Source organism: Arthrobacter sp. 10T413_2 (assembly GCF_056394205.1).
Map to the genome: position 1 here is coordinate 1 of NZ_JBFTHK010000122.1, position 12728 is coordinate 12728.

The window sequence follows — 12728 nt, forward strand, 5'->3', positions numbered from 1 at the left end:
GGACCACGGCGATGCGGGTGTCCTTGGTCAGGTCCTTGAAGCCCTTGACGTTGGAGTCMTTCTTGGCGACGACGGCCATGTAGCCGAAGTCGTAGCCGTTGGTGAAGCCTACGGTCTTGCGGCGGGCATCAGTGGTGGAAATCGACGAGGAGCCGAGGTCGAACTGCTTGTTCGCGACCTGGGAGAGCAGCGACGCGAAGYMGGTGGACTTGAACTCCACCTTGAGGCCCAGCTTGTCCGCGATCGCGCGCAGGAGCTCGTTGTCGTAGCCGGTGAATTTGCCGGACTTGTCGATGTAGATGTTCGGCGGGGCGTCCGACAGGGTTCCCACGGTGAGGGTTCCGTCGCTGATCAGGCCGAGCTTGGCCTTGTCAATCTTGTCCAGGGGAGTGACGTCCTTGGTGGTGTACTTGTCCAGGGAGGTCTGGTCGCTGCCCTTGAGCGCATCCGTCGGTGACGCCGTGGTCTGCGCCGACCCGCCGCCGCACGCTGCAAGGGAGACCGCCACGGCGAGTGCCACGGGAACGGTTGTCAGCCACTTCAAGGCTTTGCTTTTCATCACGCAATCACTTTCGTCTGAAATTCAGTGGGGCGCGGGGCGACTCATCGGGCCCCGGCTGCTGGCTTGGGCGCCGGATGGGCAGGCAAGCCGCGAAAGATAATTGTGTCATCCGGTGTGGACGCGGATTCAATCCGAATTAATCGGTGGGGAAGTGCGACCACCGYGAAGCATCTTCATCCTCCTGCGTCATGGTCAGTGTTCCGGATAGCGCCGGACGGGTACAGCGGAATCATTGGCGTGGAAGAGCCGGGCAGTTGGAGGCCCCGGGGCGTGTGAGTTCCGTCTCAATGGCTGGAATTGGGCGCCGGGGAAGACTACGTGACTCTTTTTGCCGCCGAACGTTTCGTAATAAGAAGTTTTCCCGAAGAGCAGAGCGGCAGTTTAGAAGTCGCCGCGGCTGGCGTCTTCCGGGGKCAGGACGGGCCAGTCGCCTTCAATGAYGGCGGCCGGTTTGGTCTTGCGCAGGTAACTCTGGAAATCCGCGGCCTGGGCCGAGGCCCATTCGACCTGGAGCTGGTGCAGGTTGGCCGCCGGCATCCTGAGCTTGGGGAATTTTCCGGCCATGGCGTCGAGCATGCGCAAGGTTGCCAGGGCGTCGGCGGCCGAGGTGTGGGCGTTGTCCAGATTGACGCCGTATTCCTCACACAGGGCGGTGAGCGTGCGCTTGCCCTTGCGGTACCGGTCCACCTGCTTGTTCATGATGTACGGGTCCAGGACGGGGAAGCGGCTCAACTGCGGGACGCCGTAGCGGGCCGACTCGGCCGCGAGCACGGTGAAGTCGTAGCTGGCGTTGAAGGCGATAACGGGTACGCCGTCATCGAACAGTTCCTGCAAGACGGCAGCGAGCTCGCGTGTCACCTCGGCGGCAGGTCTGCCCTCGCGGCGGGCCTGCTCCGTGGTGATGCCGTGGACGTCGCTGGCCTCGGTGGGAATCTCGACGCCGGGATCGGCGAGCCACTCATGCTCCTTGATCACCTCGCCGCCGGCGTCCACGACGGTGACGGATGCGGTGACGATCCGCGCCGAGCGGGAGTTGCGGCCCGTTGTTTCGAGGTCGAAGGCTGCGCGGGGAAGGCTGTTCCAAGTGCTCATGCTTCAACGCTACCTGCTGCCTCCGACAGTTTTTGACCGCTCCCGGCGCGTGCCGTCCGGGTGCGGGGCCTGCACTGACGCGACCCGTGGCCAGCTAGGCTGGATCGATGCGAACGGAGTATGTGGAGGCGGTGCTGGAGCTGGTGGCGTTGATCCCGGCCGGCACCGCGGTGGCCTACGGCGACGTTGCGGAACTGCTTGGTTCCGGCGGTCCGCGCCAGGTCGGTTCCGTCATGAGCCACTATGGCAKCCACGTGCCGTGGTGGCGGGTCCTGAAGGCCAGCGGGGATGCGCCTCCCGGACACGAGCGCGAGGCATTGACGCTCTATCTGCAGGAAGGCACGCCGCTGCTGGGCAGTCACGCCGACTTCCTGCGGACCGGCGAGGGACGCTGGCGCGTGAACCTGGCCGCCGGCCGGTGGGCGCCCAGCGACGCCGACTTCKACCGGATAGATGCCATCGCTGAGCGGCTCGAGCGGGAGTTGCACAAATTGTCGGTACCGGATGATGAGATGACTGTGTGAGTAAAGTGACCGAGGTTCAGCAGCCCGAAAGCTTCGATCCGGGCCTGCAGCGGTCYGCGTCCCATCCCCAACCGGGAACTGGCACGGGAAATGGAACAGGAACGGGGCAGGCAGCGGGTGTGGGGTTGCGGTTGTTGCCTCCCCGGACCCACCACAGCGCCGTCCCGGAGCTGTCGCCCGACCAGCTCGCCGTMGTCGAGGTCCCGCCGGGCTCCGGCCCCGTTCTGGTGGCGGGCGCGCCGGGCACGGGGAAGTCGACGGTCCTCGTCGAAGCCGCCGTCCACCGCACCCGACGTGATGGCCTGGACCCGGAACGGATGCTCATTCTGGCTCCGGGCAGGCTCGCCGCCGATACTCTCCGCGACCGCTTCACAGCCCGGCTGGACCGGAGCCTGAGCACGACGCCGGCCCGCACCTGGGCGTCGTACGMCTTCGATCTGATCCGCCGCGCCAAAGCGGAAGGCATCCTGCCCCTGCCACGCCAGCCGAAGCTGCTCTCCGGCCCGGAGCAGGACCTTATCATCAAGGAACTGCTCGAAGGGCATGCGCTGCCCGGCCTCGAGCTGCCATGGCCGGAGGATCTGGGCGCCGCCCTGCAGACCCGCGGTTTCCGGCAGGAAGTGCGGCAACTCTTCGACCGCATCATCGAATCCGGGCGGACGGCAGAGGATCTCGTGGCCCTGGCCCGGCAGTGCAACCGGCCCGACTGGATTCCGGCAGCCGCCCTGTACTCCGAGTACCGTGACGTCCTGGACSTGCGCATGCCCGAGGCCTTCGACCCCGCCGGCATCATCACGGCAGCACGCCAGATCTTCCAGGACGCCCCGGATTTCCTCGCGGCCGAACGCGAGCGCCTTCAGCTGATCCTCGTGGACGACATCCAGGAAGCGAACCCCGCGGTCTTCGAACTGCTTGCCGACATCGCAGCCGGCAAGGACGCCATCATCACCGCCTCGCCGGACACCGTGGTTCAGGGCTTCCGCGGGGCCCGCCCGGATCTCGTGGCCGAGCTTCCCCGTCTCCTGGCCGCCGACGGAGTGATCCTGGAACGTCCCCTCTGGATTGCGCATCGGCACGCCCCGGCCGTGGCGGAGTCATGGCTGTCGGTGGCCGGACGCATCTCCCTGCGGTCCKGTGGCCTGTCCGCGCGCCGGCTCGAACAGCCTGAGCCCTTTACCACGCCGGGCCCCTCCCCGGTCCCCACGCCGGACCCCGCTCCGGACCCCGCTCCGGGCGGGCCGCCCCGTGGCGCCGACGTCAATCCGGGGACGGTCGAGGCACACCTGCTGCCGTCTCCGGTCCATGAACTGCGGTATGTGGCCCAGCGGATCCTCGAAGCCCAGCTGAACGACGCCCGGGACCTTGGGGACATCGCCGTGATCGTGCGCAACGGCGGCCAGTTGAGCCAGCTGCAGCGGTACCTCGCCGGCCAGGGCATTCCGGTCCGGATTCCCGTGGCCGAATCGGCGGTCCGGGACGAGGTCGCGGTGCGTCCCTTGCTGGATGCCTACGCCGTGGCCCTTGACCCGGCCGCGCTCACGCCAGAGTCGGCCGTGTCCCTGCTGACGTCCCGGATCGGCGGCGCCACCTCGATTGAGTTGCGGAGGCTGCGGCAATCGCTCCGCCGCGAGGAACTTCTCGGCGGCGGCGGACGGACCAGCGACGCCCTCCTCGTTGAGGCCCTGCTGGAGCCCGGAGAATTGGCGACACTGGGCATCGAAGGGCATTCAGCCCGCCGCATTGCCCGCATGATCCGGGCCGGGCGCGACGCCGCCGAGGCCCCCGGCGGTAACGCCGAGACGGTGCTGTGGGCGCTCTGGCATTCGACCGGACTGGCCACCCGCTGGACCGAGGCCGCCCTGGCCGGCGGGTCAGCCGGTGCCCGGGCCGACCGTGACCTCGATGCCATGATGGCCTTGTTCCATACCGCGGAGCGCTTCGTCGACCAGCTGCCCGGTTCCGGACCGGAGCAGTTCCTCGAATACCTGCTAAGCCAGGAGCTCCCCATGGATACCCTGGCCGCCAGGGCACAGCAGGAAGACGCTGTGGAACTCATGACCCCTGCCAGCGCCGCCGGCCGGGAGTGGCCTGTGGTGATTGTGCCGGGACTCCAGGAGGGCGTGTGGCCCAATACCCGGCTGCGTGGCGAACTGCTCGGCAGCACCCTGTTCGCCGACGCCGTCGAACAGGGCGTCGAGTATGCCCTGCAACTGGATCCGCTAAGCCGGCTGCGCGAAATCCGTTATGACGAACTGAGGAGCTTTTCGACCGCGGTGTCCCGCGCCGGCGAGGTGCTGATCTGCACGGCGGTGTCCTCGGAGGACGAGCAACCGTCCTCCTTCCTGGACTATGTGGCGCCGCTGCGCCCTGGACAGGACCGCCGGGGCTTCACCCCGGTCGAGCGTCCGCTGACCCTCAGGGCCCTGGTCGCGGAGCTGCGCCAGTATGCACAGCTGGACCCCAACGCTGCCGAATCGGCCGAAGCCGCGGCCGTGCTGGGCGTCCTGGCCACCGCCCGGCCGACGGTTCCGGGCGCGCACCCGGCGAGCTGGTGGGGACTGGCCGAGCTGTCTTCCGACGAGCCGGTTGTTCCTGCCGGCGGGACCGTCTTCGTCTCTCCCTCGAAGGTCGAAACCGTGCAGAAATCGCCGCTGGACTGGTTCGTGCAGGCCGCGGGCGGAGAAGCCGCCACGGATTTTGCCCGCAGCCTGGGAACCTTGGTCCACGCCATCGCGCAGGACCTTCCCGATGCCTCGGGCAGCGAATACGTGGCGGAACTCGTCCGGCGCTGGCCCACCCTGGGGATGAAGGACAACTGGGAGGGCAAGCTGGATTTTCAGCGGGCCGAGTCCATGGTCCGCAAGCTCGCCCAGTATGTCCTGGTCATGCGGAGCGAAGGCCGGAGCCTGGTCGGCGTCGAGCAGGACTTCGAGGTGAAGCTGCCKGACCTTCCGGGGGAGCCCGTCGCCGGACCTGAGTCCGGCGACGGCGGGAGCGCGGGGCCGGCGCGGCCCGCCGTGCTCCGGGGCCAGGTGGACAGGCTGGAGATCGACGCCGAGGGCCGGCTGGTGATCGTGGACCTCAAGACCGGTAAGCGCCAGCCCGGCAAGGCGGATCTGGAGCGTCACCCGCAGCTCGGCGCTTACCAGGCCGCGGTGCTGGCCGGCGGCTTTGCCGGTCCCGACGACGGGCCRCCGCCGCTGCCGGGCGGTGCCGTCCTGGCCCAGCTCGGCACTACAACCAAAAGCCCGGGCATCCAGGCCCAGGCCCCGCTCGACCCCCAGGACAACTGGGCGCTGGAGATGGTCGGCGACGCGGCCCAGGTGATGTCCGGCAGCACCTTCCAGGCCCGCCATGATCCGTCCAAGGGAGGCCACGGCGGCCACGGCTGCCGGCTCCCCGAAGTGTGCCCGCTGTGCGTGCGGGGAAAGCAGGTTACTGAATGACCTCCGAGGCGCCGCCGACCGGCCTGGCAGGCCCACATGCGGCACCGGACGCGGCCCGCACTACCGGGCCCCTTCCCGACCCTCGGTTCAGCCCGGAGGAACTGTCGGCAATGTTGGGGGAGAAGAACAGCCCCACGGCCGAACAGTCCCTGATCATTTCCTCGCCCCTCACGCCGCGGCTCGTCATTGCCGGGGCGGGCTCGGGKAAGACCGCCACCATGGCGGACCGGGTGGTGTGGCTCGTGGCCAACGGCTGGGTCAGGCCGGAGGAAGTTCTCGGCGTGACCTTCACCCGCAAGGCTGCCKGTGAGCTCGCCTCCCGGATCCGGGCCAAGCTGGCAGCGCTGCAGCGCATCGCGGCGGCCGACACGGGGAATGCCGTTTTTCCTGCMGGGCTGCTGAGCGCGGATGCGCTCGAACCGAAGGTCTCCACGTACCACTCGTACGCGAGCGGCATTGTCTCCGACTATGGCCTTCGGCTCGGCGTCGAACGCGACGTCGTGCTGCTCGGCGGCGCGCAGTCGTTTCAGCTCGCCAGCGAGGTGGTGGAAGCCTTCGACGGCGATTACGAACACTTCCGGTCCGCCAAATCGACCCTCGTCAAGGCCGTGATCCAACTGGCGGGGGAGTGCGCGGAGCACCTGCAGGACCCGGCCGAGGTCCGTGGCTGGCTGCAGGAACGGATTGCCGCGTTCGAGTCGCTTCCCTACGTCGCCGACGCCAAGAAGAATCCCACCCAGGCCGCCGGGGACCTCAGCGCGATGCTGCGCACGCGGGCCAGCGTCGCGGAGATGGTGGGCCGCTATTCCGAGGCGAAGCGGGCCCGCGGTGCACTGGACTTTGGCGATCTCGTGGCCCTGGCGGCGMGGGTGGCGCGCGAGATTCCGGTCGCCGCCCAAACGGAGCGCCAGCGCTACAAGGTGGTGCTGCTCGATGAATTCCAGGACACGTCGCACGCCCAGCTGGTCCTCTTTTCCCGGCTCTTCGGCGACGGCCATGCCGTGACCGCGGTGGGGGACCCGAACCAGTCCATCTACGGCTTCCGGGGGGCATCCGCGGGACAGCTTTTCCACTTCGTCCGCGAATTCCCGATCCGTGTCAGGGGTGAAGATGCCGGCAGCGCAGGCTCCGGMGGGGACCAGGGCAGCGGCGCGGCCGGCGCTGCCCCGCGCTTTGCCGTGGCGCCGACGTCGTACCTGACCACCGCGTGGCGCAACGGGCGCAACATCCTCGCCACGGCCAACCTCATTTCGGCGCCGCTGAGCAAGGCCGCGGCCAGCCTCGGGCCTGCCGGGGCCCGGGACACTCCCGACGCCGTCGAGGTCCCGCCCCTGCAGCCCAGCCCKGCCGCAGTCCAGGGCAGGGTCGTCATGGGACGGTTCGCCACGGACGAGGCCGAGGCCTCGGCCATCGCGGGGGACATCCTGAAGTTCCGGGTGACGGACTTCGATGCCGCGCAGGCCGAGCCGGTGCCTCCGGCCATGGCCGTCCTCTGCCGGCGGCGGGCACAGATGGAATGCATCCGGCGCGAGTTCGAACTCCGCGGCATACCCTACGAAATCGTCGGACTCGGCGGGCTGCTGGACACCCCCGAAATCATCGATCTGGTCGCCACGCTCCGCGTCCTGGCCGACCCCGGCCGCTCGGACTCCCTCATGCGCCTGCTGGCCGGTGCGCGGTGGCGGATCGGCCCGGCGGACCTGATGGCACTGCGGGACTGGTCCAGTTTCCTGGCCCGCCGCCGGGGCCGCCCCGGCAGCCCCGATACCGACGACGCGGGGCATGCCGCCGGGGATACTGAGGACGACGCCGTGATTGAGGGCGACATCACGGACTCCGCCAGCCTGGTCGAAGCTCTGGACTGGCTGCCCCGCGAAGGCTGGACCTCGGCGCATGGCCGCAGGCTGAGCCCCGAGGCCCGCGACCGCCTGCAGCGGCTCTCCGACGAGCTCCGGCAATTGCGCAGCTACATGGGGGACGACCTCACCACCTTGCTCGGCGAGGTCGAACGGGCCATGCTCCTGGACATCGAAGTCGCGGCGCGGCCCGGGATCAGCATCCACCAGGCCCGCCGCAACCTGGACGCCTTTCAGGACGCCGCCGCCGGGTTCCTGCACACCTCCCAGCGGGTGGACGTCCTGGCTTTCCTTGCCTGGCTGGAAGCCGCGGCTGCAGAGGAAAACGGGCTCGATGCCGCAGCGCCCGAGKTGAACCACGAAGCCGTCCAGCTCCTGACCGTGCACGCCTCCAAGGGCCTGGAATGGGATGTCGTGTTCGTTCCCGGGCTCAACTCCGGGGCGTTTCCCAGCAGCAGGGACTCGCGGTGGAGCAGCGGAAGCGCGGCGCTGCCGTGGCCGCTGCGCGGTGACCGCGCCGACCTCCCCCAATGGGACCTGGATCAGCCGGACCAGAAAGGCTGGCTCGACGCGGAGAAAGAGTTCAAGTCCGCCGTCCAGGTGCACGGCGAAGCCGAGGAACGGCGCCTGGCATACGTGGCCTACACCCGGGCCAAACRTGTGCTCTGGATTTCAAGTGCCGCATGGGTGGGATCGCGCGCCGGACTGGCTGAAATGTCACCCTTCCTTGCCGAGCTCGAGGGCCTCACGGCGGAAGGCGCGGCCGAAATTCATCCGTTGTCCGTCAGCGAGGACGCGCTGCCGGCGGAAAGCMCCCTGACCTCCGAACTGGAGGTCGCCGTGTGGCCCTATGACMCCCTCGAAGGGCCTTCTGACCCCCGGACGGGCAAACGGCTGAGGCTTGTCAGGGGACGCCGTGCGGCCATGGAATCAGCCGCGGCGCGGGTCCTGCAGGCGATGGTCGACGCCCCCGAAGCCGGCCCTGCCTTCGACCCCCATGACGGACCTGACGGCGGCCCGGAAAACGTCCCGGAACCGGTCCGGGAACGTTCCGCCGGTAACGAGGAACGGCGCCCTGCCCTGCGCGGACCGGCGGCCGGGTGGGCCAAGGAGGCGGCCACTTTGCTCGAACGACGGTCCCGCCGTTCGGTGGTCCAGGATGTGCATCTTCCCGGCCATATCTCGGCGTCCACCCTCGTGGACCTGGACGATGATGCGGACTCGGTTGTGGCCCGACTGCGGCGGCCGGTTCCGCGCGAACCGGGGATGTCAGCCCGAAAAGGCACGGCCTTCCACGCCTGGGTCGAGGAATACTTCGGCGCAGCCGGCATGCTGGACCTGGGCGAGGCGGCCGGGGCTGATGACCACATCGACGAGGCTTACGGCCTGGATTCCATGGTGGAAACCTTCCGCCAGTCCGAGTGGGCACACCGCGCCCCGGCCCACGTCGAGGTCCCGGTCGAGACTCGGATTGGCGACGTCGTGGTCCGGGGCCGGATCGACGCCGTGTTCCGCGATGCTGACGGMGGCTGGGACCTCGTGGACTGGAAGACCGGGCGTCGCCCGTCTGCAGCCCAGCTGAAGGTGAAGGCTGTCCAGCTCGCCGTGTACCGCCTGGCCTGGGCCCGGCTCAAAGGGGTCCCGCTCGAGGACGTCCGGGCGGCGTTCTACTACGTGGCCGACAACCAGGTGGTCCGTCCGCATGACCTCGGATCAGCGGAGAAGCTTGAGGAAATCGTGGCCGCGGCGCTGGGCAGKACAACGGTGGCGACGGCGAAGGATTCCTAGCCGGGATCCGTCACTGGTTCCGGCGGGTCCTAGCGGGACGTTACGTCCACTACGGTGATGGCCGCGGTTGACGTGTTGTCGCCGGACTCCGGCTCCTTCACTGAGTCCRGCTCCTTGCCCGAGCTCGGCTGCACGACGGCGATCGATTGCGTCGACGCGTCTCCGGCAGCGGGTGCTGCCGCCTGAGCGTCGTCGTCCCCGGCCGCGCCGTCGTCGTCCCGGGTATCAGCCGTCGTGGCATCAGCCTTCGCCACATCAGCCTGCGGGACTGCTGCGGCGGCGTTGTCACCGGGGCTTGTGTCGTTCGGTGCGGCACTGGTGACCGTTGTGCCCTCGCCGGCGGGCCGTCCGCCGGCGCCAGGCCCGGGCGCGTCCGGGGTGCGGGGAACGTCCGGGGTGTCGGCATCGGGCCGGGAGTCTGTTCCTGCGTTGGTGAGAGGCTGCATGCCCGGGCCGGGGGCCGCGCCGTCCGCCTCGCGGGGGATGGGCGTGACGTGCACGGCGGGCTTGGCACCGATCCCCGGAACAGGCGCCGAAGCAGTGGGAGCGGGAGCGGCGTCTGGGGCGGGTGCCGGCTCCAGGGGAAGCATCGTGACCTTGCTGACTGCAGGCGCCGTTCCTGCGCCCGGAGCGGCCGGCGCGGCCGGAGCCGCTGACGCCGTCGTGGGCGCACCGGCACTGACGTCGCCTCGTTCCGCGCCCGTTTCGGGTGCCTCGACCGGCCGCGGCAGCGGTTCCACACTGATGGGMTGGCCGCCGTATTCTGCGACGTCGTCGGCCAGCGCGGCGAGCATGGACTCTGCTTCGTCGATCATGTCCTGGTTGCCGGCCGCCATGCCMTTGACGAGGTACTGGGCCAAAGCGAATTCGGCGGACAATGCCGCACGCCGCAGCAGGTGGGCATCGGGTACGTCGCGCCGGCTGGAGGTGTAGTGATCCAGGACGGCGTTCACAAAGTCCTGTTCGTTCGAGGCGACCAGCCAGGCCATATCGTCAGCCGGGTCGCCGATGCGCAGGTCGGTCCAGCCCGTAACGGCGGTCACGCGGTCGCCGTCCACCAGCAGATTGTCCTCGTGGAGGTCGCCGTGAACAACGCAGGGATTGAAGCGCCAGAGGGAGACGTCTTCCATGGCGTGTTCCCAGCGCCGCAGCAGCAGCGGGGGGATCTTTCCCGTAGTGGCGGCCTGATCGAGTTCGTTGAGGCGCCGCTGGCGGAATTCGTTGGGCGTGTAGCTCGGCAGATCGGCATTGCTCACGATCGACCGCGGAAGGTCATGGATTGCAGCCAGTGCCGCCCCGATTTCCCGGGCGAGGGCGGGGGAGCCGCTGCTGAGGTCGTCAAGGGAGCGGGTGGCGCCGGCGAGGTGGGAGTACACGAACGTGCTGAGCTGGCCCTGCCGGACTGTCCCCGCCACCGTGGGCATGAGGAACGGCAGCTCGGCCCGGATACCGGGGGCGAAGGCCCGCAGCACCAGGAATTCTGTTTCCAGCCGGGCGCTGGCCTCGGCGTGCCGGGGGGAACGGACGCGCCAACGCTTGCCCTCCGAGTCCAGCAGGAGGGCCGCGTCAAAGTCTGCCGGATCGTCGGGCGCGGAGCTGACGGCGGTCGGGGTCAGGCCGGGTACCGCCGCAGTCGCTACAGCTGCCAGTTCGATTGGTTTCCTTCTCACCCTCCCACGGTAGATTGAGCGGCGCCCAAGACAGCGATGCCCTCCGGCGAGTCTTGAGATCGGTGCAAAAACAGGGAGAAAACAGGGACAAAACAGGGCCAGCACCGGGGCAAACGGCATATCCCGGGCGCCCCCCGGGAGAGCCCGGTCGCGTGGGCGGCAAATGTCAATTGTCGGCCCRAGTCAGTACGGTGGGTACATGAGTCTTGCGGAGTCACCAACCCCGTCCCCGAAGTCCGGGAATAYGCCCACTGAACCCGCGGCAYCCCCGGTGCAGCTTCTGCCGGCAAATCATCTGATGGATACGGTCCTTCCGGTGCGCCCGGCCCTGATCGACMGCGGGTCCGCGGCCCGGCTGAAACCCGGAATGCTCGCGGAGGTGCTCGGCACGGGGTCGGCGCGGGCCATGGTGCTCTCCGGCCGCCAGGCCCTGGTCAGCGACCACAGCCTCGTCCTGCTCAATGCGGCCGAACTCGCCGAACATCTGGCCAACACCCCRTATGCCCCCGAGCACGTCATCTACCTCGGCTCGGCCCTGGCAGGTTCGGACCTTGAGGCCGGCACGGAGCTGGTCCTGTTTGTGCTKCCGGCCCAGTTCGAAGTGCGGGCGGAGGAATTCGAAACCCACATTAGCGGAATCCCCGCCGATGCTCAGTGGGCCGGCTTCCGCGAGGTCGCCGCACGCTTGAACCCCACGGACACGGCACTGTTCATCGAAGCCAGTGYCATCGCCAACTGGCATGCCACCCACACTCATTGCCCGCGGTGCGGCACGCCCACGCAGGCGGAAGCCGGCGGCTGGGTCCGCCGCTGTCCGGCCGACAACTCCGAGCACTATCCCCGGACGGATCCGGCGATCATCGTGACCGTKGTGGGGTCCGACGGAAGGCTCCTGCTTGGCGGCGGCGGTCCCCTCGACGCCAAGAACTATTCCACCCTCGCCGGCTTCGTCGAACCGGGGGAGTCGCTCGAACAGGCCGTGCGGCGCGAGATCGGCGAAGAAGTCGGGGTCCGCGTCACCGCCTCCCAATACCTCGGTTCGCAGTCCTGGCCGTTCCCCGCCTCCCTAATGCTCGGCTTCACGGCCACGACGTCGGACACCGAAGCCCGGCCCGACGGCGTCGAGGTCACCCGGGCGCGCTGGTTCAGCCGCAGCGAACTGCAGGAAGCCGTCCTCAGCGGCGAGATCGTCATTTCCAGCAGGCTCTCCATCGCCCGGTCCCTCATTGAACACTGGTACGGCGGCGTCATCCAGGACGCCGCAGACAGCGCCTGACACGGCCTGACCCATCCGCAGGACACCGACTACCGACTGAGCAGCAAAAGTGACCACAGAGAAATTGAACTTCAGCACCCTCCTCGGCGKCGAGACCACCGGATCCGGCGGCACTGTATCCGACGGATCCATGTCCGACGCCCTGCCCGCAGCGGACACGCGCTCGCTTGAGGAACGGATCCTCGGCGGCCTCGACGCCGAACAGCGCGAAGTCGCCAGCACCCTGCAGGGACCCATGTGCGTACTGGCCGGCGCCGGGACGGGCAAGACCCGCGCCATCACGCACCGGATCGCCTACGGCGTGCACTCGGGCGTGTACAGCCCGCAGCGGCTCCTGGCCGTGACCTTTACCGCCCGGGCGGCCGCCGAGATGCGCAGCCGGCTCCGTGACCTGGGCGTCGGCAACGTCCAGGCCCGCACCTTCCACGCCGCGGCACTGCGCCAGTTGCAGTTTTTCTGGCCGCAGGCGGTCGGCGGAACGCTGCCCAACCTGCTGGACCACAAGGCGCAGATG

The 12728-nt window shown here is 68.8% G+C and carries 7 protein-coding genes and 1 pseudogene; 5 read left to right on the top strand and 3 right to left on the bottom strand.

Going from position 1 to position 12728, the window contains the following annotated elements:
- A partial coding sequence (locus AC1DBQ_RS16720; RefSeq protein ID WP_476929576.1) for a transporter substrate-binding domain-containing protein occupies positions 1–559 on the bottom strand: 559 nt, incomplete at its 3' end.
- Positions 560–943: 384 nt separating this feature from the next.
- Positions 944–1654, bottom strand: a complete 711-nt coding sequence (locus tag AC1DBQ_RS16725) for an exonuclease domain-containing protein (protein ID WP_476929577.1) — start codon at positions 1652–1654, stop codon at positions 944–946.
- Between the two features lie 107 nt (positions 1655–1761).
- Here AC1DBQ_RS16725 and AC1DBQ_RS16730 point away from each other — a divergent pair, with 107 nt between their 5' ends.
- From AC1DBQ_RS16730 to AC1DBQ_RS16740, 3 genes are all read left to right on the top strand, one after another.
- The gene (locus tag AC1DBQ_RS16730) at positions 1762–2178 is read left to right on the top strand and encodes an MGMT family protein (protein WP_476929578.1); all 417 of its coding nucleotides are present in this window, start codon (positions 1762–1764) and stop codon (positions 2176–2178) included.
- 125 nt (positions 2179–2303) lie between these two features.
- A complete protein-coding gene (locus AC1DBQ_RS16735; RefSeq protein ID WP_476929581.1) occupies positions 2304–5624 on the top strand; it encodes an ATP-dependent helicase in 3321 nt (1106 codons plus the stop codon).
- A 110-nt stretch (positions 5625–5734) separates the two neighbouring features.
- Positions 5735–9268: an ATP-dependent helicase gene (locus AC1DBQ_RS16740; protein ID WP_476929579.1), complete on the top strand. Its 3534-nt coding sequence runs from the start codon at positions 5735–5737 to the stop codon at positions 9266–9268.
- 416 nt (positions 9269–9684) lie between these two features.
- On the opposite strand, the pseudogene AC1DBQ_RS16745 reads toward AC1DBQ_RS16740, so the two are convergent.
- Positions 9685–10938 (bottom strand): annotated as a pseudogene (locus AC1DBQ_RS16745) (macrolide 2'-phosphotransferase); the annotation flags it as partial.
- 298 nt (positions 10939–11236) lie between these two features.
- Between AC1DBQ_RS16745 and nudC the strand changes: the two are divergent.
- Together nudC and AC1DBQ_RS16755 are read left to right on the top strand one after the other, a co-directional pair.
- Complete coding sequence (nudC, locus tag AC1DBQ_RS16750; protein ID WP_476929580.1) at positions 11237–12214, top strand: NAD(+) diphosphatase; 978 nt, start codon at positions 11237–11239, stop codon at positions 12212–12214.
- Positions 12215–12344: 130 nt separating this feature from the next.
- On the top strand, positions 12345–12728 hold a 384-nt coding region (locus AC1DBQ_RS16755; protein ID WP_476929582.1), incomplete at its 3' end, for a UvrD-helicase domain-containing protein.